At 46.5% G+C, this 24,182-nt stretch carries 19 protein-coding genes, 1 tRNA gene and 1 pseudogene; 10 read left to right on the top strand and 11 right to left on the bottom strand.

The annotated features are described in order from the left end of the window. Positions 1–60: 60 nt before the first annotated feature. The 8 genes from trhA to purD form a co-directional block, all read right to left on the bottom strand. Positions 61–789 carry a PAQR family membrane homeostasis protein TrhA gene (trhA, locus tag UL82_RS02735; protein WP_046438919.1) on the bottom strand — a complete coding sequence of 243 codons (729 nt, stop codon included), beginning with the start codon at positions 787–789 and terminating at the stop codon, positions 61–63. Between the two features lie 226 nt (positions 790–1,015). Continuing rightward, on the bottom strand, positions 1,016–3,307 hold the full coding sequence (purL, locus tag UL82_RS02730) for a phosphoribosylformylglycinamidine synthase subunit PurL (protein WP_046438918.1): 2,292 nt from the start codon (positions 3,305–3,307) through the stop codon (positions 1,016–1,018). A 20-nt stretch (positions 3,308–3,327) separates the two neighbouring features. Further along, positions 3,328–3,999, bottom strand: a complete 672-nt coding sequence (purQ, locus tag UL82_RS02725; protein WP_046438917.1) for a phosphoribosylformylglycinamidine synthase subunit PurQ — start codon at positions 3,997–3,999, stop codon at positions 3,328–3,330. Beyond that, a complete protein-coding gene (gene purS, locus UL82_RS02720) occupies positions 3,996–4,238 on the bottom strand; it encodes a phosphoribosylformylglycinamidine synthase subunit PurS (protein ID WP_126317099.1) in 243 nt (80 codons plus the stop codon). The genes purQ and purS overlap by 4 nt, the downstream gene beginning before the upstream one ends. Before the next feature lie 785 nt (positions 4,239–5,023). After that, complete coding sequence (locus tag UL82_RS02715) at positions 5,024–7,141, bottom strand: S9 family peptidase (RefSeq protein ID WP_046438916.1); 2,118 nt, start codon at positions 7,139–7,141, stop codon at positions 5,024–5,026. An 84-nt stretch (positions 7,142–7,225) separates the two neighbouring features. Next, entirely contained in the window at positions 7,226–8,119 is an 894-nt protein-coding gene (locus UL82_RS02710; protein WP_046438915.1) for a phosphoribosylaminoimidazolesuccinocarboxamide synthase, read from the bottom strand. Positions 8,120–8,300: 181 nt separating this feature from the next. After that, positions 8,301–9,740: an adenylosuccinate lyase gene (purB, locus tag UL82_RS02705; RefSeq protein WP_046438914.1), complete on the bottom strand. Its 1,440-nt coding sequence runs from the start codon at positions 9,738–9,740 to the stop codon at positions 8,301–8,303. 75 nt (positions 9,741–9,815) lie between these two features. Continuing rightward, entirely contained in the window at positions 9,816–11,084 is a 1,269-nt protein-coding gene (gene purD / locus UL82_RS02700) for a phosphoribosylamine--glycine ligase (protein WP_046438913.1), read from the bottom strand. Positions 11,085–11,116: 32 nt separating this feature from the next. Here purD and UL82_RS02695 point away from each other — a divergent pair, with 32 nt between their 5' ends. Next, positions 11,117–11,527, top strand: a complete 411-nt coding sequence (locus tag UL82_RS02695) for an HIT family protein (protein ID WP_046441109.1) — start codon at positions 11,117–11,119, stop codon at positions 11,525–11,527. A 94-nt stretch (positions 11,528–11,621) separates the two neighbouring features. Next, positions 11,622–12,158: an alpha/beta fold hydrolase gene (locus UL82_RS02690; protein ID WP_126363951.1), complete on the top strand. Its 537-nt coding sequence runs from the start codon at positions 11,622–11,624 to the stop codon at positions 12,156–12,158. A gap of 107 nt (positions 12,159–12,265) precedes the next feature. On the opposite strand, the gene UL82_RS02685 is transcribed toward UL82_RS02690, so the two are convergent. Together UL82_RS02685 and UL82_RS02680 are read right to left on the bottom strand one after the other, a co-directional pair. Further along, complete coding sequence (locus UL82_RS02685) at positions 12,266–13,675, bottom strand: sensor histidine kinase (RefSeq protein ID WP_126316279.1); 1,410 nt, start codon at positions 13,673–13,675, stop codon at positions 12,266–12,268. A gap of 5 nt (positions 13,676–13,680) precedes the next feature. Further along, positions 13,681–14,391: a response regulator transcription factor gene (locus tag UL82_RS02680; RefSeq protein WP_046438911.1), complete on the bottom strand. Its 711-nt coding sequence runs from the start codon at positions 14,389–14,391 to the stop codon at positions 13,681–13,683. A gap of 206 nt (positions 14,392–14,597) precedes the next feature. Between UL82_RS02680 and UL82_RS02675 the strand changes: the two genes are divergently transcribed. The 8 genes and pseudogenes from UL82_RS02675 to UL82_RS02640 all read left to right on the top strand — a co-directional run bounded on the left by UL82_RS02675 (position 14,598) and on the right by UL82_RS02640 (position 23,879). After that, complete coding sequence (locus tag UL82_RS02675; protein ID WP_046438910.1) at positions 14,598–16,061, top strand: MFS transporter; 1,464 nt, start codon at positions 14,598–14,600, stop codon at positions 16,059–16,061. Then, on the top strand, positions 16,048–16,584 hold the full coding sequence (locus UL82_RS02670; protein WP_046438909.1) for a TetR/AcrR family transcriptional regulator: 537 nt from the start codon (positions 16,048–16,050) through the stop codon (positions 16,582–16,584). The genes UL82_RS02675 and UL82_RS02670 overlap by 14 nt, the downstream gene beginning before the upstream one ends. 113 nt (positions 16,585–16,697) lie before the next feature. Next, positions 16,698–17,972 (top strand): MFS transporter, encoded by a 1,275-nt coding sequence (locus UL82_RS02665; RefSeq protein ID WP_046438908.1) that lies wholly within the window; start codon positions 16,698–16,700, stop codon positions 17,970–17,972. Beyond that, entirely contained in the window at positions 17,969–19,408 is a 1,440-nt protein-coding gene (gene thrE / locus UL82_RS02660) for a threonine/serine exporter ThrE (RefSeq protein WP_046438907.1), read from the top strand. Before UL82_RS02665 ends, thrE begins: the two co-directional genes overlap by 4 nt. Before the next feature lie 343 nt (positions 19,409–19,751). Further along, complete coding sequence (locus tag UL82_RS02655; RefSeq protein ID WP_046438906.1) at positions 19,752–20,684, top strand: DUF5979 domain-containing protein; 933 nt, start codon at positions 19,752–19,754, stop codon at positions 20,682–20,684. A 261-nt stretch (positions 20,685–20,945) separates the two neighbouring features. Beyond that, positions 20,946–21,311 carry an ArsR/SmtB family transcription factor gene (locus UL82_RS02650; RefSeq protein WP_046441105.1) on the top strand — a complete coding sequence of 122 codons (366 nt, stop codon included), beginning with the start codon at positions 20,946–20,948 and terminating at the stop codon, positions 21,309–21,311. A gap of 3 nt (positions 21,312–21,314) precedes the next feature. Next, a complete protein-coding gene (locus UL82_RS02645) occupies positions 21,315–22,514 on the top strand; it encodes an MFS transporter (RefSeq protein ID WP_046438905.1) in 1,200 nt (399 codons plus the stop codon). Between the two features lie 169 nt (positions 22,515–22,683). After that, positions 22,684–23,879: pseudogene (locus UL82_RS02640) on the top strand (IS1249 family transposase). A 137-nt stretch (positions 23,880–24,016) separates the two neighbouring features. Here UL82_RS02640 and UL82_RS02635 read toward each other — a convergent pair. Further along, positions 24,017–24,089, bottom strand: a tRNA-Thr gene (locus UL82_RS02635). Positions 24,090–24,182: the final 93 nt, after the last annotated feature.

Raw genomic sequence — 24,182 nt, 5'->3', positions numbered from 1 at the left:
TAGTCATGCACGCTTCATGCGTATGCCAAACACAACTGGTAGTACCTGCCTAAAGCTAGATTATGCAACAAGCATCCATACTGCGATGAAGTGGACACTTGCGGCGATAATCGTCGTGAGATGGAAAACCTCATGGTAGCCAAGCACCGTGGCTTTTCTACCTGGCCATCGGCACCCGTATAGTAACGCACCAAAAGAATAAACCACACCACCGGCAAAAAGTAACCATAGTATTGCTGGAGAGGCGGCTACTCGAAGCTGAGGTAACAGGGGAATAATTAGCCACCCCAGTGCCAAATAAACCACGACATCAAGCCAACGCGGGTGATTAATCCAACACATATTGAGCACCACAGCAAACCCAGCTCCAACCCAAGCTATAGCAAGCATCCACCATTGATCGGGTAAGGAAATAAGGCACAGCGGTGTGTAGGTTGCAGCAATAAATAGAGCGATCATTGAGTGATCGGCTCGCCGCCACCAATTAATTGTGCGCAGGCTTTTCCATTTACCACGGTGGTATGCCGTCGAAACACCGAATAGTCCAACTAAGGCTAAGGCGTAGATTAATACCCCTGTAGCTTGCAGCCAGGGTAATTTGAGATAAGAAAAAGTAGTCAGCGCAGTTCCGGCAATTACTGCTAGCCAGGTGGCTATATGGTGGAACCAGCCTCTAGTAAGTGGTCGATGTCCGCGGTCATATACCCAGGTTGATAGCTGGATTAATGATTTTCCGGGCGCTTTCGCTTCCGAAGCGTCCTGTGTCGGCGGTGACGATGTTAAAGCCACTAAAACCTCACTTTCTTTAAGGTTATAAGCCTTTTAACAGTCATTATCAAATGGTAGAAGCCTAACCTACGCATAAGTAAGTTACAAGCTTACCCCGGCATGTTTTTATACTTCCGCCTCTTTTATCCCCCTGTATTACTACCGTATTACCAACCTCCATCACCTATAGAAAAAGCTGGTGAGCTGCACTTATGCAACTAACCAGCCTTTATTAGCCAGGTAAAACTTATTCTACTACCGAATTAGCACCTACGGCATGACCAAATAATTCTGGCAAAGTATTTGTCCAGGCTTCGCGTAATTCAGCAATACCTACTGCAAACTCCATATCCTGAGCACGAACAACAAGAATCTTATCCGTATTGGTCGAACCAATCTTTACTACTGGAATACCTAGCTCGGTAGCACGTGCTTTCACCGCATCACCGTGTTGGGTAGCTATAACAACGCGGGAAGCCGACTCAGAAAATAATGCGGTAAAGGCATCTTCATAAACGGAAGAAACATCAAGCTCTATTCCCTTATCGGCATATATAGCTAGTTCTGCAATAGTTTGTGCCAGCCCACCTTCAGAAATATCATGTGCCGCACTAACTAGGCCTGGTTCAGCAAAAAATTCCACTAGTTTTTCTTCATTAGCTAGATCAACTTTAGGCGGTAACCCAGATAATCCTGCCCCCGAGATTTGCTGCCAAATCGAACCGCCGAACTCATCAAAAGTTTCACCTAGTAGATAGAGCTCTTCGCTACCGTCAACACTGCCAAGTGTGTTACCGATCGAATATGTTACATCGTCGATAACACCTAATACTCCTACTACTGGAGTAGGCAAAATAGCTTCCTCGCCAGTTTGGTTGTAAAAGGAAACATTGCCGCCAGAAACTGGGATTCCTAGCTCTTTACAACCGTCAGCAAGACCGTGTACGGCTTCTTTGAATTGCCACATCACAGCTGGATCTTCCGGAGAACCAAAATTGAGGCAGTTAGTTACTGCTACTGGGCGGGCACCAGTAACCGCAACATTGCGGTATGCCTCAGCAAGAGCTAAACGTGCTCCCATATTAGGATCAAGCTTCGTGTAACGACCGGAAGCATCAGCGGAAACAGCAACACCACGATTGGTGGTTTCGTCGATACGCAGCACACCAGCATCAGCGTTTTTTGCCTGAACGGTATTACCACGCACATAACGATCATATTGCTCGGTAATAAACTGTCTCGAACACAATGCAGGCGAGGACACCATATCAATAAGCGCTTGCTTTATTGCACTAGCACTGGTTGGTTTTTCCACGCCAGCAAAGTTCTGCACCTCATCTTGCCACTCTGGACGCGCATAAGGACGCTCATAGACTGGACCTTCATGAGCAATGGTATGTGCTGGGGCATCCACAACCAACTCACCACGATGACGGATAAGCAAGTGTTCACCATCTGTTACCTCACCGATTTCAGCGCAAGGAACATCCCAGTGCGCACAGATTTCTTTAAACCGTGCCACATCTTCTGGGCGAACCACCGCACACATGCGTTCTTGCGACTCTGAGGCCAAGATTTCTGCTGCAGTCATATTTTCGGCACGCAATGGCACCGCATCGAGGTTGATTTCCATACCACCATCGCCAGCAGCAGCCAGCTCGGAAGTTGCACAAGATAAACCTGCCCCACCGAGGTCTTGGATACCAACAACTACCCCGGCGCGATAAAGATCAAGGCAGCACTCGATAAGTACTTTTTCCGCAAAGGGGTCGCCAACCTGGACTGCCGGTAATTTACGCTCCGCACCTTCTTCAAAAGTGTCCGAGGCCAAAACTGAGACTCCACCAATGCCATCAAGTCCGGTACGTGAGCCAAAAAGAATCACTTTATTGCCCAAGCCAGAGGCAAAAGCAAGTTTAAGATCTTCTACTTTAAGCGTGCCCACACATAATGCATTAACCAATGGGTTTCCAGCATAAGACTCATCAAAGACAGTTTCACCACCGATATTAGGCAAACCCAAACAGTTGCCATAGTGCGAAATTCCATCAACTACGCCAGGTAGCACTCGTGAGGTATCGGCAGCATCAGCTGGACCAAAGCGCAGTTGATCCATCACAGCAATAGGACGTGCGCCCATGGCCATAATGTCACGAACAATGCCACCGACTCCGGTTGCAGCACCTTGGTGTGGCTCAACGTAGGAAGGATGATTATGCGACTCCACCCGGAAGGTCACCGCATTACCATCACCGATATCAACTACGCCGGCATTTTCGCCAATACCAGCAAGAATCTTTGATCCCATCTCCTCGGTAGTGGTTTCGCCAAAATAACGCAGGTGCACTTTAGAGGATTTATAAGAACAGTGTTCGCTCCACATAACCGAGTACATGGTTAGTTCGGCATCGGTAGGCCTACGTCCTAGAATTTCTCGAATTCGCGCATACTCGTCATCTTTGAGCCCAAGTTCGATATAAGGCTGTACCAGCTCTGGGCTATCGGCTGCCTGCTCGACAGTATCGTTGAAAGTCGTCATTAAAATGTGCTCCTTGAAAATTAGGCAGCGATAGTGCCAACAGCGGATAGGAACAATTGCAAACCATCAACAGATGGTCCGGTGAGCTTTTCGACGGCATGCTCAGGATGTGGCATTAAGCCAACTACGCGCCCGGTTTCATTGGTGATACCAGCAATTCCATTAACCGAACCGTTGAAATTATCGGTATAACGGAATACCACCCGTCCTTCTGCTTCCAGCATATCGACGGTAGCTTTATCTGCTTGGAAACGTCCCTCACCATGCTTGGCGGGGATATAGATGTGCTGACCTTTATCAAGAATATGTGTCCACGCAGTATCGGTGTTTTCTACCACCAGGTGGGTATCTACACAATGAAAATGCAACCCTTGGTTACGAGTTAGTGCGCCCGGAAGCAATTTAGCTTCCGTTAAAATCTGAAAACCATTACAAATGCCAAGTACTGGCATACCTTTACCGGCAGCATCAATAACTGAACGCATTACTGGTGCAAGCGCAGAAATGGCGCCGGTACGTAGATAGTCGCCGTAGGAAAAACCTCCGGGAACTACCACCGCGTCGACGCCGTGGAGTTGAGTATCTGCGTGCCACAAGCTCACAGCTTCTGCACCAGCAAGCCGCACCGCTCGTGCTGCATCAACATCGTCAAGAGTACCGGGAAAAGTAATTACCCCAATTTTTGCACTCATTCGCCCGCCTCGACGATAACTTCAAAGTCTTCAATCACAGTATTAGCCAGCAAAGTTTCCGCTACTTTTTCAATATCTTCTCGACTAACCGAGCTATCTACCTCAAGCTCAAAGCGCTTGCCTTGACGAACATCTGTAACACCGGTGACACCGATGCGACCCAATGCACGAACAACAGCCTGGCCTTGAGGATCAAGGATTTCCGCCTTCGGCATGACATTTACAACTACATGAACCACGGTTTCTTCTTCCCCAATTCTCCTTCCGCTTATCTGCATCAAGCCAACCTAAAGTAACGATTTCTCACCCAAAGAAAACAGTTGCTTTAAATAAGCCGAAAAAAGATAATCGGAGTTTAACGGTGACAATAATGACAATGCTGTCGGGCTACAGCATACCGGTTCTCCCCTAGAAAACATATCAATAGCAATATTTTTCAATTCCTAAAAGATTTCTAGAACACCGGCATAAAAAAATAGGGAAAACCGTTTTTAATTTTTCGGATCCAACCCTAAATTCCCGCAAAAAACCGACCAAAAGGGGTTAATTAAAAATTGTCAGGTTATCTCAAGGTTTGACCAAATTGCCAATCTATAATAATTTTGCAATATTGAATATATGCACTTCAAAGTACTTTTTCAAAGTTTCAATTCACCAAATTAATAGACAGCTTATTCCCAGCTTTGGTAAAAATGACACCCCAAACACTAACCCCCTCCTTGCATCTAGAAATACAACTGCTAACATCGTTTTTATCAGCAACGAGGGAAACTAACATTGCTGACAAACCATAGAGGTCTGACCGTTATGGTTTGAGCTGTAGGGGTTGAGGGGCCCACTAAAACTACAGCGAATGAATCTGTGAGTTTTTTCTAGATTCATCCTTTCTTTCTGAGGCAAGGAAAGCCGGTGGTTACTGATCCGCCGGCTTTTCTTTGATTCTCAGTTGGCCTAATAGCTGATTATCACGTGGCACCACCTAATTTTTAGGTGGTGCCCTTGATATTTATCCAGCTATGTCCCGCTAACGTATTTTTCCAGTTGCTTGATTAATCAACCATGCATATTCAAATGCAGTTTGCTTCCAACGGTCATATCGACCCGAGACTCCACCGTGTCCAGCAGACATCTCAGTACGCAATAAGAACTCTCCCCCGGTTGCCGTTGCCCGTAGCCGAGCAATCCACTTTGCCGGCTCCACATATAGAACACGGGTATCATTTAACGAGGTCACTGCCAAAATATTGGGATAATTCTGTGCTGTAATATTTTCATACGGCGCATAACTAGCCATGTATTCATAGATTTCACGCTCATGGAGTGGATCACCCCATTCATCCCACTCAGCAACAGTAAGCGGTAGTTCAGGCATCAACATGCTTGTCAGTGGATCTACAAAAGGCACTACCGCTTCAATAGCAGCAAAACGATCTCCAGCCATATTTGCCACTGCACCCATAAGCAAACCCCCTGCTGATCCTCCCTCAGCAACAAGGCGATCTGGACTGGTTATTCCTGTATTAATGAGATGATCAGCAACATCAATAAAGTCTGTAAAAGTATTAAGCTTGGTTCGCGTTTTGCCACTGTCGTACCAACTACGTCCCATTTCACCACCACCACGCACATGGGCAATGGCATAGATCATTCCCCGGTCAAGCAAAGACAAGCGGGCAATAGAAAAACTTGGATCAATTGAAGTTTCATAAGAACCGTATCCATAAAGCAAGGTGGGCGTGGGAGTACTAGCTAGCTCAATATCTGCACGATGCACCAACGATACTGGGATACGCGCGCCGTCACGAGCAGTTACCCACAATCGACTAGAGACATAATCTTCACGTCGATAGCCACCGAGTACTTCCTGTTCTTTAAGCAAAGTCCAAGTACCAGTTGCCACCCAATAATCATAAAGCTGAGCTGGAGTTGTAAAAGAGGTATAAGACATCCGTAATACCGGAGCATCCCATTCAGGATTCCCACCTACTCCGATAGAGTAAAGCTCTTCATCAAAACTAAGTTCTGTAAACTCGGTGAACCCCACCTCAGATAACGGCATAATCGCTACTCGGCTCAGGGCACCTCGACGATAGCCAACCACAATCTGATCCCGGTAGCAATCCACCCCACTAATACGTACGTCGTCTCTCAGTGGAATCAATGAGTTGAGCTTATCTAGATTGAACTCTTTTTCAACCTCAATCCACCCCACCTCGGAATTCGCACCGCCAACATTATGGGTAATAATCCACGTATCTTTATCAGCCACAATGGCATGATCGACATCATATTCCACCCCTGTGACCCGCGGTGCAAGACATCGAAACTTACCTTCCGGATTATCTTGTTCTAATACCCATACCTCGGAAGTAATCTTAGAAGCTACCTCAATAAAAAGATATTTTTCACTACGGCATCCACCAATGCCGACGTTAAAATGCTCATCATCTTCTTGAAAAACCAATACATCCTCAGAAGTCGAGGTACCGATCTTGTGCCGCCATACTGTATTAGCCCGCCAAGCATCGTCGACTCGTTGATAAAAGAGGTACTCCTCGCCTACCCAGGTTGCACCATAGAAGATATCTGTGAGGGTATCCTCTAATAACTCCCCAGTGCTAAGGTCTTTTACCTTCAGGTTAAAGCGCTCATCGCCTGTGGTATCAACCGAATAAGCCAAGTATCTACCCGAGGTAGTTACCGACATTGCACCTACTGAAAAAAACTCATGGCCTTGAGCGAGCGCGTCCATATCCATAATGATCTGCTCACCATCAATAGCAACGCCTGGCTCTATCTGTGGTGGAACCCAAGCATCATGGCCTTCTGCTACGGGGATTCGACAACTCAACCCATAGCTCATCCCTTCTTCAATGCGTCCGTAGTACCAAAAATCGCCTGACCGAGAAGGCACAGACATATCTGTTTGTTTGGTACGAGTTTTAATCTCTTGAAAAATATTATCTTTTAGTTCCGTAAGGTGAGCAGTTTCTTGCTCGGTATAAGCATTTTCTTCTTCTAGATAAGCAATCGTTGCTGGCGATTCCTTCTCACGTAGCCACTCATAATTATCCACAAAATCAATGCCGTGAACACTACGGGTAAAAGGATGAATCGGAGCTTGAGGTGGTTGTAATGTCATACTTGTGCATCGTACTCGTCACACAAAAAATGCGCCTTCTTATTAAGAAGGCGCACATATTAGTGCATACTACGCACAAACTAGTTATACGCAGCAGCCAATCCATTCACTGAACTTCTTACCGGTAAGACGCTCAAACGCCTCCACATAACGTTCCCGAGTAGCCTCAACGACTGATCCCGGTAGCGCTGGTGGAAGATCGCTAGAATTAATATCCCAACCAGATTTAGCACTGCTTAGCCAGTTACGCACGAACTGCTTATCAAAACTCGGCTGTATTTTGCCTGGTGTATAGCCTTCCGCTGGCCAATACCTGGAAGAATCTGGAGTAAGAACTTCGTCGGCAAGCACTAAATTTCCAGCAGAATCTAAGCCAAACTCAAATTTAGTGTCCGCTAAAATAATTCCCCGCTCTTCAGCAATCTTTGCCGCCTGAGAATAAATACTAATGCTGGCATCACGCAATTGCTGTGCCCGGGCCTCACCGAGCTTTTCGACGACTACTTCAAAGCTCACATTCTCATCATGATCACCTTGTTCAGCTTTAGTAGCCGGGGTAAAAATTGGCTCCGGCAATTTATCTGCTTCAACCAACCCCTCGGGAAGCTGCACACCACATACAGAACCAGTGGCTTGATATTCCTTAAGCCCTGAACCGGTGAGATAACCGCGTACAACGCATTCAAAAGGTAACATCTTTAGCTTCTTACATACTATTGCCCGACCAAGCACTTCCTCTGGGATACGCTCGTCGTCAAAGCCACCCGAGAGGTGGTTAGGAAAATCAATGTGATGAAAGAAATACATGCTCATAGCCGTTAATACTCGACCCTTATCAGGTATTTCTGGCTCCAACACATGATCGTAAGCAGAAATACGATCAGTAACCACCATCAGCAGGTTTTCCTCATCTACCTCGTAGATTTCACGAACCTTACCTGCTGAAACATGGTTGTACTGGGAAAGTTCAGGACGCATAAGGCAAAAGTCTAGACCTCTAGTCACGCGAGTAAAAAACCAGAGCTAATTATGTGCGCGAAAGGTCACGTCTTAACCGGAAAGAAATCCAGCTAACATTAAGACGTGACCTACTATCTTGTGCTGCTATCTCAGACCACAAGGCACAATAAACTTTTTAGCTAAAAGCTACTTAAGTGAACTATAAAATCTCGCCTGGAGAATAATTCGCAGCTTCTGGATGATTATTAATTACATCATTGACCCGTGCGAGCACACGTGATACCTGTGATTCAGCAGCGCCAATAAACGCATGGTGATCGGCCAAGGCTGCTTCAAGCTCAGCCAATGTCATTGGCAGACGCTCATCAGCAGCAAGACGCTGGATAAGATCTTGTTCGCCACCATTTTCTCGCATATTCAAGGCAACAGCCACGGCATTTTCTTTAATGACCTCATGGGCGGTTTCCCGGCCAACCCCAGCGCGCACTGCTGCCATTAAAATACGCGTGGTAGCAAGAAATGGCAGATAGCGCTCTAGCTCACGATCAATCATGGCAGGGAAAGCGCCAAACTCATCGAGTACGGTTAAAAATGTTTCAAACATTCCGTCAAGAGCAAAGAAAGCATCTGGAAGAGCTACTCGTCTAATAACTGAGCAAAAAACATCGCCTTCATTCCACTGTTGGCCAGCTAGGTCAGCGGTCATAGTGAGATAGCCACGCAGAATTACTTGTAGACCACCTACCCGCTCACAAGAACGCGCATTCATCTTATGCGGCATTGCAGAAGAACCAACCTGGCCTTCTTTAAAGCCTTCGGTAACGGTTTCATTTCCAGCCATAAGTCTCATGGTGTGTGCCAATGAGGATGGGCCGGAACCAAGTTGCACCAAGGCAGAAACAACATCGAAATCTAGTGAGCGTGGATAGACTTGACCTACTGAATCAAAAATTCGAGTAAAACCTAGATAGTCAGCAATTTGGGTTTCTAGCGAAACAAGTTTCGCTTCATCGCCGCCCATAAGGTCAAGCATGTCTTGGGCAGTACCCATCGGCCCTTTAATACCACGTAGCGGATAACGATCTAGCAGCTGTTCCGTACGCTCAATAGCAACCAACAGTTCCTCAGCAGCGCTGGCAAAACGCTTGCCTAAGGTGGTTGCTTGGGCAGCCACATTATGTGAGCGACCGGCCATCACCAAAGATTGGTATTCGTCAGCGCGTCGAGCAATACGTGCCAATACGGCAACTGATTTATCACGGATTAGTTCCAATGAGCGATAAATCTGTAGCTGCTCAACATTCTCGGTAAGATCCCGAGAGGTCATTCCTTTATGCACATGCTCATAGCCAGCTAGAGCATTGAACTCTTCAATACGTGCTTTAACATCGTGGCGAGTAACACGCTCACGTCGGGCAATAGATTCCACATCAACGGTGTCAATAACCTGCTCATAGGCGGAAATAGCCGCATCAGGAATATCTACTCCCAATTCCTTCTGGGCGCGCATAACCGCAATCCACAGTTGGCGTTCGAGAATTATTTTTGCCTCTGTGCTCCACAAGTTAGATAGTTCAGCAGAGGCATAACGATGAGACAGGACGTTTGCGATCTTTTTCTTTTCAGCCACGGGGCTCATTATCGCATATCACAATCTAAGCCAGCCACAGGGGTACGTAAACCAAGCTAAGCGTGACCGATGTTCACCGCACCATTAAACGCTAATGTCGCCGTTGACTGCTGCTAAGGCAATATCGCTTCGGTAATGGCTACCGGAAAGAGAAATACCTTTTAATAGCTGATATGCCTGATCACGAGCGTCGACAAGCGTTGTGCCAGTACCGATAGCATTTAAGACTCGTCCACCGGAAGAGATTAATTCGTCTTGCTCATTAAGCACAGTCCCCGCATGCATGACACCAGGTTGATTAGCCCCAGTAATTACTCCGCCCACACGTGGTTGCTCGGGATATCCCTCGGCAGCGAGCACCACAGTCAGTGCATAACCATCGCGCCAAGAAAGCGGTGGCAAGCTAGCTAGCTGCCCACTAGCCACCGCATAGAGCACTTCTCCTAGGGGGGTTTCTAGGAGCGCAAGCACAGCCTGCGTTTCTGGATCACCAAAACGGCAATTGAACTCCACTACGGCAGGGCCTTGTTTACCCCATGCAATACCAGCATAAAGCAGACCAGAATAGCTACAGCCACGCGCTACCATTTCTTTTGCTACCGGTACACACACTTCATCAACAATTCTTTGCACGCCATCTTTAGGCAACCAAGGCAGCGGTGTATAAGCACCCATACCACCAGTGTTTGCCCCTTCATCATTATCGTAGGCACGCTTATGATCTTGGGCCGGCAACAATGGCACAACTGTCTCACCATCGACAAGACAGAACAACGATACTTCTGGACCATCTAGGAAGCTTTCTAATAACACTGGGTTACCTGCAGCATGAACCACATCAATATGTGCCCGGGCTTGCGCACGACTATCGCTAACGACAACACCTTTACCACCTGCTAGACCATCATCTTTAACCACAAAATGAGGGCCAAAACGATCCAACGCAGCTTCAATTTCTGCATCGGTAGTACCAGGGGCAATATTTTCTGCTCGTGCAGTCTGCACACCAGCGGCAGCCATAACGTCTTTAGCAAAAGCTTTGGAGCCTTCGATACGAGCAGCATCTTTATTTGGGCCAAAGACAACAAAACCATGCTCTCGTAATACATCACCAACACCAGCTACCAAGGGGATTTCCGGGCCGATAACGATAAACTCAGCGTTAATTTTTTGTGCTAGCTCTAGGACAACCTGTGGGTTAGCAATATCTGTAACCTCACTATGCAGCGTCGAAAAGCTCTGCATACCAGGATTTCCCGGAGCAACGTGTACATCACTAATGAATGGATCGAGGGAAAGGGTAAGTGCTAACGCATGTTCGCGAGCACCAGAACCGATAACAAGAGTGCGCATGGTGGACTAGTTTAACAGCTACGATGATTATTATGAGTAGTGTTTTTAGCAAAATCATCGCTGGCGAGCTACCGGGCCGTTTTGTTTATCAAGACGATCAGGTCGTGGCATTTTTAACCATTGAGCCACTCGTCTACGGGCATGTTCTGGTAGTACCCGTTGCTGAGGTAGATCGGTGGACAGATCTCAGTGCTGATCAGTGGGCGCATCTTAATTCTGTTGCGCAACGCATTGGCCAAGCAATTATTAAAGCTTTCAACGCACCGCGTTGCGGCTATGTTATTGCTGGTTTCGATGTCGCGCATACTCATATTCACCTCTTTCCTACCTCAAAGATGTCTGATTATGATTTCTCTCGTGCTATGGCAATAGACGATACCGATCCTGAGCTTATGGATGATGCAGCTCAGCGCATTCGCACCGCTCTGGAAAAAATTAGCTAACGCCTAAAACAAACGTCTAGGTTTTATTATGAGCTGGGTGCACCTCTTGCCCACCCGCGGTACACTTGCACCCTCGCCACCACCAAATAGCGAGGTGCCAGTGCTTTTTCTGCATGGAATGCTCGGTTCACCGGGTAATTTCCAACCAGTTGCTGAAGAGCTACAACGACGAAACCGGTGGTATATCGCCCCAGCCTATGGCAATCGAGCAACTGCTTCTTTTGCTCAATGCCAAGCAGAAATTGCTGCTGCAGTAGCAGATATTGACTGTGTTGATATTGTTGCGCATTCTACCGGCGGGGTGCATGGCTTATGGTTAGCTCAGCACCGACCAGGATTAGTCCGGCATCTCATTGGTGTAGGGGCGTGTTTTTATGGGATACCCCGCTTAATCCGGTTTCCACGCCTAACTGCCATGATTCTCGGTCCAGCGATTACCGAGTTATCTCAACCACTATCAGCTACTATCCCAGAACAGACTCGGGTAACCTCACTGATTTCTCGTGCAGATACTATTGTCCCACCATCATCTTCTCTGCTGGGCGAAGTGCGCTATCTTAGCGAAAATATTCGTCACGAGCATCTCCCCCAGCAGGTTAAACCTATTATTGCAGCACTCTACGATAAGTAAACTCTTACCTTTTATATCGGCTGCTGGACGCGACACATAGTTCATAATTACTGCGCATTAAGTTCACTGCGTGTTTTAACAACATGCAGTGAACTTAATGCGTCTTTTTATTGTTTTTCTTCGATCAGTGGCAATCGCACCATAAAGGTCGTTCCTTCACCTTTAATACTGTCTACAGTAACCTCGCCGCCATGTGATTCCACAATTGATTTCACAATGGCCAACCCTAAGCCAGAACCACCGGTAGCTCGCGTTCTAGAGGTATCTGCCCGATAGAAACGCTCGAAAATATGCATTGAATCTTCAACATCCATACCCACGCCATTGTCGATCACTTCGATGATGGCGGTCTTATCATCATCACGAAGACGAATAGTTACTTCGGCATCATCACCGCCGTGTGTTAATGCATTCACGCTCAGGTTGGCTAGCACCTGATGCAATCTACTGACATCACCAATAACCATAGGAATGCCATCTGTTTCCGGGCGAACATTAATAGTTCTCTCTGGATAAGCAACTTTCAGCGAGCTAGCTACCGCAAGAGACAGCTCTAGTAAATCGACCGGTGCTTCATCATAACGAGCTCCTTCCGATCGAGTAAGCGCTAATAAGTCTTCTACCAATAAACTCATCCGAGTGGCTTCTTCGCCGATTTTGTTGATAACCATATTGGCATCGCTTGTTGCCCCTGAGCGATACAATTCTGCATATCCTTTAACACTGGTTAATGGAGTACGCAACTCGTGGGAGGCATCGCCGACAAAACGACGCATTTGTTCTTCTTTACCACGCAATTCTTCAACTGTATGTTGAAGTTTTTCTAACATCATGTTAAAAGATTTAGCCAATGAACCAACTTCGGTATTTTCTGGCAAACCAGGCACACGCGAATCTAATTCACCGCGTGCGATAGCTTGAGCGGTGCGTTCTACTCCACGCAAAGGTATAAGCGTTCTATTCAGTAACCAAAAAGCTACTAGACCGAGGGCAACAAGTACTGCAATACCAATAATCCACTGCAACACTGCCAAGCGATGCAAAATAGCAAATTCTTGGTTAATCTGCTTAGCAACTACCAAAAAGCTACTTGATTCTGAAATAGCGATCGCACGCCATTGTCCACGCTCAGTACTATTTTTTCCGGAGTCAACGGTTTGGGGTCCTCGATCGACATAAATAGAGTCAAAATCGGGATAAGAATCTAAGCTGCCATAGGTTTGAACCGTGCCACTAATATCTACTCGCACCACAAAATAATCATTAGGTGGTCGCGCAGCGGAGATATTACCGCCCAGGAAAAGATCATCTTTAGCTGCCCAACCATCTAGAGCGTGCTCAAGGTTATCGTCGATACGCCCAAAAATAACGCTCTCCATGGCTTCTTGCACAATCAAGGCACTAGAAAACAGCCCCATGCCGGTAATAGCAACAACCAAAAAAACCAAGGAGAACCGAAGTGGTACTCCTTTTTTAATCCGCGTTTTAGTGGAATTACCAGAGGTTTTATCTGCCACAGTAATCAGCCGCGTAGGGTACGAAGAACATAGCCAACACCACGAACAGTATGGATTAATGGCGGATCTAAAGTATCCACTTTGCGACGAAGATAAGAAATGTATGATTCAACGACATTTCCATCACCACCGAAATCGTAATGCCAAACGTTATCGAGAATTTTTGCTTTACTCAACACAACCTCGGAGTTCAGCATGAGATAACGCAGCAAATTAAACTCGGTAGGCGAAAGCTCAACGACCTTACCGGCTTTAGTAACCTCGTGGGTGTCATCGTTAAGCGTTAAATCAGCATAAACTAGTGTTGCGTCATCAGTAGTGGTGTCTTCAACGTGTCCGCCACGACGCAAAATCACCCGTAACCGAGTAATAACTTCTTCTAGAGAAAAAGGCTTAGTTACATAATCATCAGCGCCAATAGTTAGCCCATGAATGCGATTTTCTACCGCATCTTTAGCTGTAAGATAGAGCACCGGGCCATCAAAACCTAATGCACGTAACTTGGGCAATAACTCGAAACCATCCATGCCCGGCATCATCACATCGAGCACAAAAGCATCGGGGTTAAACTCACGCGCAATTTCTAGCGCCTCAGGACCAGAATGAGCAGTGGCTACCTCAAAGCCCTGAAACTTCATACTGACGGTAAGAAGTTCAACAATATTAGGCTCATCATCAACGACGAGGACTCGGGTTGCATTTTCCATGGTATCCATTGTGGCCTTTCACAAGCATTTTCGCTACAAACTAGATCCCATCATGGTTGTTTAAACTGACCATAAACTTATCTGCTACTGATAAAACGCTGTAAATATGCTCTAGTTTGCCTAGTAGCACACAATCTGAGAGATACACCATAACGGAAAAGTGCGAACAGCAATAAGCTTGTAACTATAACGTCCGTTCGGTATAGTTTCTTTCCATGAATCAACCAACCAAAGCCCAACGATGGAGTTTCCTCTTTGTCATTTCCCTTGGGCTGCTTATGATCGGTCTTGATAACTCGATCCTCTACACCGCTTTACCCACCCTACGCCACGAACTTCACACCACTGAATTAGAAGGCTTGTGGATTATCAATGCCTATCCACTAGTACTGGCCGGACTGCTTCTTGGCACCGGTACCTTAGGGGATAAAATCGGCCATCGTCGAATGTTTGAAATTGGCCTAGTACTTTTTGGCCTCGCCTCATTGGCTGCTGCATTCGCACCCAATGCAACCGCTCTTATTGCCGCTCGCGGTGCTCTCGGCGCAGGTGCGGCCACCATGATGCCAGCAACCTTGGCATTACTGCGCACTACTTTTAAAGATGTCCGAGAGCGTAATACTGCAATCGGTGTTTGGGGCTCCGTTGCCACTATTGGTGCCGCAGCCGGACCGGTCGTCGGCGGCTTCTTGCTGGAACATTATTATTGGGGTTCAGTCTTTATGATTAACGTCCCCATTGTTATCATCACCCTTATTGCAAGCTATTTCTTAGCCCCCAACAATCGTGCCAACCCGGAAAAACATTGGGATTTCATCTCTTCGCTCTACGCCATGTTCGCCATGATGGGTATGGTTATTGTTATTAAAGAATTAGTACACCAACCTATTAATAGCCTAGTGCTTGGCATAGCTACCGCAATAATGGCTATCGGCTCAATTCTTTTTATCCATCGCCAACACCGCCTTGATGAACCACTGCTTGCTTTTGATATTTTTAAAAACCGAATTTTTGTTGCCGGTGTTGTCGCAGCATGCCTAGGCATGTTCTGTTTAACTGGAGTAGAACTTATTACCACCCAGCGCTTCCAAGAATCAGCCGGCTTTAGCCCACTAGAAGCAGGTTTAATTACCGGTGCTATGGCTATCTCCGCGTTCCCTGCCTCTTTGCTAGGTGGTGCAAATCTGCATCGCTGGGGTTTTAGGCCACTTATTAGCGGTGGCTTCGCTGTTATCAGCCTAGGACTTCCTGCAGGTATATGGGCGCTAAGCAATAACCATGTCGAAATCTTTGTCATCGCTTTTATGGCAACCGGATTTGGTGCTGGCCTACTCATGAGTGTGGCATCTACAGCCATTATTGGCTCTGCACCAGCGCACCGAACTGGTATGGCTTCCGCAGTTGAAGAGGTATCTTTCGAATTTGGCACCCTTATTTCAGTTGCCCTTATGGGATCACTGATCAGCGGATTCTATGCTCTTTTCGCGCCGGCAGAAATATCTGATAGCTATACCACCGGTTTTACCCATCCGCTGCTTGCCGATGCCGCTCACCAAGCTTTTGATAATGCCTACTACACAACCATTGGCGTTGGCACCATAGTGGCTATTATCGGCACTATCGTCACTGCAATCTTATTAGCTGGGAATCCTAAAGAGACCAAATATGCGCACGAGTAAAAAACAACTACTTATTAAAACAGCCTTAGAGCTCGTCGAAAAGCATGGACTAGATGGGCTAACCTACGAAGCTTTGTCTCAAGCATCGGGATTAAGTAAATCTGGTCTCATCTACCATTTCCCTTCTCGGGATGCACTGCTTAAAGACATGAATCAATTTATGATTGAAGATTTTGAACAGCAGCTTATCGCAACCGCCGGTGGTACTGCTGATGAGGTCGATCTTCTAAACAGACTCAAGGCAACACTTATTGTGCTTTCTCGTAGCGCTACACGGGCAGAATTATTGCTTAGTTTAGAAATACATAATAATACTGAGCTTCATGATGCCTGGGATAACATCTTCTACCGCTGGGGTTGTCACCAAGACGGCATTGATAAAGAACCCATTTTCTATTTATGCAAGGTTATTGCTGATGGAATGTGGTTACACGACCATATCAGCACCGCTCCACTGACCCAACAACACCGAGAAAAACTCATTGCCACTGCACTTGCGCTCTTAGATTCGACCAATATCTAACGCCTAATCATCAAGACTGCGATCTCCCCTATGCATCAGTACAGGCCCACTTCATTGAACGAGGAACATATGGATAGGAAAAATATTCGCTATATCTACTAATATTTTTTCTTATGAAACGAACAGATCGGAAAGCTGTCGTATCCTGGGGCCTGTGGGATATGGGCTCAGCGGCTTTCAATGCAGTGATGGTCACCTTTATTTTCTCGGTGTACCTCAAAGAATCAGTCGGGAAAGATATTGCCCATGCTACCGGCTGGTTTAGCTTGGCACTTGCTATTTCCGGTATTTTGATCGCCGTTTTCGCCCCTGTTTCCGGCCAACGTTCCGATGCCCGTGGCACTCGCCGACACAGTGTACGTGTATGGACGCTAATTACCACCGTACTTATCGCAGCAATGTTTTTCGTACGTAACGACGACCCACGCTACTTTTGGCTAGGCATTACCGGTATTGCTTTAGCTTCTATCACCTTTGAACTAGCTGAGGTGAGCTACTTTGCCATGCTCAACCAGGTTTCTACCAAGGATAATGTAGGGCGTGTTTCTGGATTCGGTTGGGCGCTTGGATATTTCGGCGGCATTATTTTATTGCTGATCTGCTACCTCTTTTTTGTTTCCAACGACGGTGGGCTACTACATATCTCTACTGAGTCAGGTCTTAATATCCGCCTTGTCGCTATTGTTTCTGCGCTCTGGTTTCTAGGTTTAGCACTACCAACCATGTTTGTGATCCCAGAGATCACCCCAAATAACTATTTCACCAGTACTTCTCTTGTCGGATCTTATAAAGAACTCTTTGCCACCATAGCCACCCTGTGGCGAGAAGATCGCAACTCGTTACGGTTTCTTATTTCCTCTGCTATCTTCCGCGATGGTGTCGCAGGTATCTTCTCTTTTGGTGCAATCCTAGCGGTCTCAGTCTATGGGCTTAGTGCAGCCGAGGTACTACTGTTTGGTGTTGCTGCCAATATTATTAGCGCCCTTGGAGCACTGACTATCGGGGTTGCCGATGATAAGTTCGGCTCTAAACCAGTAATCCTCTTTTCTCTCTTCGCCATGATTGCTACCTCTATTGTGTTGCTTTTCGTTAACGGGCCTAGCATGTTTTGGATTTTTGGCCTTATCCTCTGCCTTTTCGTCGGACCAGCACAATCAGCATCTCGCACATTCTTGTCTCGAATTGCCGAAGATGATCGAGAAGGACAAATGTTTGGTCTTTATGCCACTACTGGACGCTCAGTTAGTTGGCTTTCCCCACTAGCCTTTTCCACCTTAACTTTCGCCGCGGGCAACGATCGCGCCGGAATTATCGGCATTGCACTTATCATCCTTTTAGGGGCGGTGCTCATGCTCTTCGTAAAGCAACCAGTTACAGTAAGAATGTGATCAACAAGCTGCGTAGCCGATTTAGTTCCTCCCCGCATACCGCCACTATCGATGTTGCAGCAGCACCACCACTAGCACCAGTAGCCCCTATTGCTTTCGATAATGAATCGCAAATTCTGGGGACACTAGATATTGGAGCTCGAATTGGCGAAATTCTTATTGTGGCTGGAACCACCAACTCCGATACTGCACACCAGGTTAAAGCAATTTTAGAAGCCTTTGGTCTCTACAACGTTCACGTTGATCTCACATATAATCGACTACGCCTTTTTACCCATGTCAGCGGTAATGCCCACCAACCGGTTGGCCTAGTACGGGTTATTACACCAGGTGAGCAAAACTTTCATCACCTCAGACTCGTCGATGAACTTATCCGTGATATTCACACCGGTCGGGCTACTCCAGCCAACGCAACCCAGCGTCTCGACGAAATTACTACCGCGCCACTCACCATGAGCCGACACGCTATCAATCTCAGCTGGGGCGGGCTAGGCGGCACTGTTGCCTTACTTATTGGCGGGGATATTTTTGTAGCTGCTATTTCTTTTATTACCAGCTTTATCATCTTAAGTTTTTCTTCCCGCATGGGGCATTCTGGGTTACCAATTTTTTTCCAAAATGTGCTCGGAGGTATCTTTGCCTCCCTCATTGCAGCCGTGGCATATCACACTGGATCATATGTCGGCCTAGCGCTGAAGCCTTCAATGGTTATTGCTACCTGCATTATTGCCATGTTAGCCGGTTTAACTTTGGTACAAGCTATCCAAAATGGTGTTACCGATGCTCCCATTACCGCTGCAGCACGCTTTTTTGATACCGCTATTATCACCGGCGGTGTAGTTGCCGGAGTTGGCATTGGCATTGCCTTATCTGGTGAGTTAGGCATTCCACTTCCACCAATGGAGACAGTAGCCTCACCAAATCTTTCATCATCAATGGTTCGAGTTCTTGGCTCCATTGGCGCCTCGATGACTTTTGCCCGCGCTTGTTATTCCGATTGGGCAGGTGTTTTTTTATCTGGCTGTACTGCATTTTTTGCCTCCGGGATGTATTACTTCATCCTTACCCCGCTAGGTTTTACCGGTGTTTTCGCCTCTGGCGTTATTGCTGCCATGATTGGTCTGATAGGTGGCTTACTTGCTCGCCGTTACCAGATTCCACCACTAATTCTTACTATTGCTGGTGTTACCCCATTACTGCCAGGCTTAAGTATTTATCGCGGCATGTATGGTTTACTCCACGAACAAATTTTGGCTGGTTTTTCGGCACTGATACTCGCTCTAGCTACCGCAACTGCACTAAGTTCCGGAGTAGTTCTTGGCGAATGGATCGCTCGACGTATCCGTCGTCCTCGCGGGTTAAGTAAATACTACCGCTTTACCAAAAAGCTCTGGCGCCAAGATCGACGCCGCCAATTTCAGAAAAATATCAGTTAGCACCCCCATTTTAAGCTAGAAAACAAATTTCTTTAAGGAAAATAAAAACGGCTTCTTAGCATACTTCACGCTACCGTTAGCACATTTCACCTATAAGGCAGAGCGAGCCATAACAGTTTAATTAATAAATAAAACTTGTTGAAACTTCATATATTAGATATGTTTTCTGAGAATTTCCTTAGATTTTTAAGCTTTTTCTTGGTATTGTTTCGCAACGTATTCGCTGATCGTTATACCTAGTGACCAAAAGAATACACTTCCCCCACGTTTGGATTGCATAAAATCTTTTTGCTTAGACACTTTTCGACGCTGAAAGATTGCTACTTTCCAACCAAAAGTCTTATTGCGTACAAAACTCATAAGGAGAATAAAATATGAAAGAGGTAACTTTTCCTCACCTGCTCAACGAGCAGGACGTAAGTTCCTTGCGGCAGCATCTGCTATAACACTAGCCCTCTCAACTTTAACTTTTAGTAACGCTCAGGCTTCCGCAGCCGAAGAAGACACAGGTTCTTTTGTTCTAAATAAAATTGTCAAAGGCCCAAACAAAGCAGGCCACGAAAATGAAGCATCCATTTTACGGTGGATATGTGTCATGGAGGGCAATCGCAACCTTCGATACGGATATATCACACTAACTCGAAATGAAGCCGTTACCACATCTGAAATTCCACTTGGATCCAAATGTACCCTCTTTGAACACACCACCGCGGAGGATGTGAAATGGAAGATTGACGGTGTTGATACCCCCAAAGGAGAGGTATTTAACGAGATCTCTTTCACAATCACTCAAGAAAAACCGCAAGTAAAAATCACAACTACCAATGTTTATAATGGCAATAAAACTACTGGCTTTACCCTAAAAAAGGTAGTTGACGGAAACATCGATCCTAAGCATACTTTCACCTTCAATTGGGAATGCAGCAACAATGGCTCTAATAAAAAAGGTGAAGTAGCCCTTACCAGCAATCAAGAAAAAACTATTGAGGGAATCACTCTTGGTTCTTCGTGCACAGTAACTGAAAAAGAAGAAACCGCCAAGATCAAAGGTTATGATCACGAGCTCACATGGATGATCCAAGAAGGTACGGATGCAAAACCTAGAAATCACACACCACATATGAGCTTCATAGCCGACGACGCCCCTCAAGACATACGTCTCACTGCCACCAATAAATACATCTCAAACGGAGAGTCAAAGCCGCAAGAACCTAAGACCTGTTCTAGTAGTTCTGGTAGCAGCTCTGGCATTCTCAAATTCTTCGGATTCTGCTAAATTTCTCCTTCATCATTCACATAAGTAGAAATCCTTATTGATTTACACACAATACACAGCTAAAAAGCCTTACTGGTTACCAACTAAAACCAGTAAGGCTTTTCTATTTCTTTTTCCGCTGTAGCTAAGAGGTATCAAAATCAATAAGGTTCGTCTACCGCTATAGCGCAACCCAGCTAGCAACAATTACCAATGCTCCAAGCATTACACCAATGTCACTAACATTATGCGAGCTATACCCATTTATATTATTATATGCGCATGTACGAAGATAATGATATAAATAATACTCTTTTCAATGAAGAGGTTGTTAGCGCCGCCAGTGAAGTCTTTAGCATGCTCGCTGATATCACCCGTATCAAAATTATCTTGGCATTAAGTACTCATGGTGAACTTGCAGTTGGTACTTTGGCTAAGGTGGTTAACCGGCGCCCACCATCTGTTTCGCAACACCTTGCCAAAATGCGCATGCTTAGAATAGTTCTCTCTCGCCAAGAAGGAACAACGGTTTACTACCGACTTGCCGATGAACATGCTTCAGCTCTCGTACGCGAAGCATTACATCAGGCAGAGCATACCCTCATTGAAACCAGTCAAATACCTGGTCATCACATAGGGGATCAATAAACCATGCTCAAGGTTCTAACAAACCGGGTCTATGCGCGTCTTTTTAGCGCCCAAATCTTAGCGCTAGTTGGAACAGGACTGCTCACAGTTGCTTTAGGTCTATTGGCCTACGACATTGCTGGCGCTCATGCATCACTGGTTCTAAGCACTGCATTATCAATCAAGATGGTAGCTTATGTATTCCTATCACCAGTGTTAACCACATTAGTTAGATCACTACCTCCGCGCACTATCATGATTAGCGCTGATATTATTCGCGCGGCAGTGGCAGCATCCTTGCTATGGATAGATCAAACATGGCAAATCTATGTCCTCATCTTTTTGCTCCAAGCATCCTCAGCTATATTCACCCCAACATTTCAAGCAACCATCCCCGAGGTTCTTGATGATGAAGAAGAATATACCAACGCTATATCACTATCTCGATTAGCTTATGATCTTGAAGCAGTCTTTAGCCCACTACTTGCCGCCGCACTATTAATGGTAACCGGCTACCACACATTATTCATTGGAACTCTGGCAGGATTCATCGCATCGGCTTCTTTAATCCTTAGTATTCATCTTCCTACACCATCCGAAGTGGATACACATGACACATTCATGCACCGACTGACCCAAGGTATGCGTGACTTCTGGTATGAACGCCCGTTACGTGCACTTATTGGCTTAAACCTTACAGTAGCCGCCTCAACTGCACTCGTCATGGTTAATACTGTGGTTATTGTCCGCTCTTACCTTGACCGAAGCCAAGCTGAGGTTGCCTTCCTATTAGGTTGTTATGGTCTAGGCTCAATGATCATAGCCTTCTTCGCTCCCCGAATTTTACAAAGAGTAAACGATAAATACTTTATGACCGTGGGTTCTTCAATCACCCCGGTATTACTCATCATTATCGGTAGTGTGACTCTTTCACATACCGGGACCATAAACTGGTCACTCATCTGTATATTATGGGGTCTGATAGGTGCCGCAAATGCCACCACTCTTGTTACTTCACCACGGCTGCTAAAACGACATTCTCTTGCGTCTAATCGCCCGTCACTCTACACTGCTCAATTCTCGCTATCACATGCCTGTTTTTTAATAACCTACCCATTAGCTGGTATTTTTGCGACAAGTATAGGACTCAGCGCAGCAACTTTCATTCTTGCTGCCTTAGCACTGAGCGGCGTAATCTGGGCAGTCAAGATCCAATACTTATAAAATCTGGGTTAATAGACAAAAAGTGTGTCCGGTTTTCTCATATATCCACTGGCCAAACACTATAAATCAGACTTGAATAACGTTCCACACGTTATTCAAACCCGTTTTTCTGTTCAATACACCGAAATGTCATCGACATATGCTAGGCAGCTGCTGATGTGATTTTCTAATGACACCAAACAGACCACGATGCCCCGCATGCGCAGGGCCAATGAAGAAAAACAGAAACAACAGCCACCGGCCGAACCCACCAGCCGATGTACACACCCCAACTGCGGCAGCAACACAACCCGGCGCCGAAACGACCGAGCCCACACCCGCGACGTTACCGCCTTCCATTCCTATGTCACCGGCACAGCCAACCTCAATGACATCGCCAACACCATGAACATCTCACGCCGAACACTCGACCGCCGATTCGCAAAACTTCTGGCTCATCGACGTCCCCAACACCCCAGAAGCCCACCGCATCTACGACCAAATCTTCATTTGGCGACACCTACACATCCGCAGGTTAGCTCCTCATCGCCACCAGCTTCGACCATGTCATTGCTTGACACTGGGCCAACCAGAAACCACCCACGCCTACACACAATTACTCAATAAAATCGCGCCACCGTTATGCGTTGTCCTCGACGGCGGACAAGGCGCCTACCAAGCCATCAAAACCTGCTGGCCAACAATACGAATCCAACGCTACCTGGCCCACGCCCAACGAGTAGTACACCGCTACACCACCACCCGACCACGCACCGATGCCTGACGCGCCATCTACCACCTAGCGTTGACGCTCACCCGCATACGCACCATCGACGAGGCTGCACAATGGACTATCCAACTCCATGAATTCGAGCAGGTCTACAAGACATTCCTAAACCAAAAAACAATACTTCCCCCGTAGCACCGCACACGCAATCGTACGTGGGAATGGATCCATCTACGTGTCCGCCAAGCCTACAATTGCCTGCTTCACCTCGTTCGAGACAACTGGTTGTTTCCCTACCTGCAACCACCATCGGATGCTCTTGAACCACGGCGATGGAAAATCAACAACCAACAGCTTGGAAGGTGGGAGCAACGCTCAGATCAAACGCATTGCGGATGCGCATCGAGGCAAAAGCGGCGAACGGCAACGAAGAATGCTTAAGAAGTGGCTGCACTCACAAACACAACTTACCTGACGACCCGTTAGAGATCGCCAGGCAGTGCAGTTTCGGGCAAGACCAACTCACCAAAGCTAACGATCTTGTCCTAGAAGACTACAACAAAGCCGACCTGAAAACAGGCCGCCCAGCCTTCTACGACAATGCTATCCCAACCGAGTACAACCACTCGATAGGAACTAGAAAAGGCCCCATGAAATAAATAAGATGCCTGGTCGGCGACACGCCGACCAGGCACACTTTTTGACCCTTAACCCTCTATTAACCCATTTTTTAGACACTTTCATAAAAAATAACCCCAGGCAAGTAGCCAAGATAGCTCACTAGCTGGGGTTTCTGAGCTGGAGATGGGACTTGAACCCACAACCTACGGTTTACAAGACCGTTGCGCTACCGATTGCGCCACTCCAGCACCACATTCGTTTAACGAGTGCCAAGCAATCGTACACCATTAAGGTAGCATATGCCAAGACAACCAAAGCGCCCAGATAAAAGACCTGATAGG

Origin of the sequence: Corynebacterium kutscheri (genome assembly GCF_000980835.1) — a bacterium.
Classification (GTDB): domain Bacteria; phylum Actinomycetota; class Actinomycetes; order Mycobacteriales; family Mycobacteriaceae; genus Corynebacterium; species Corynebacterium kutscheri.
This window is presented reverse-complemented; position numbering and strand designations above follow the sequence as displayed.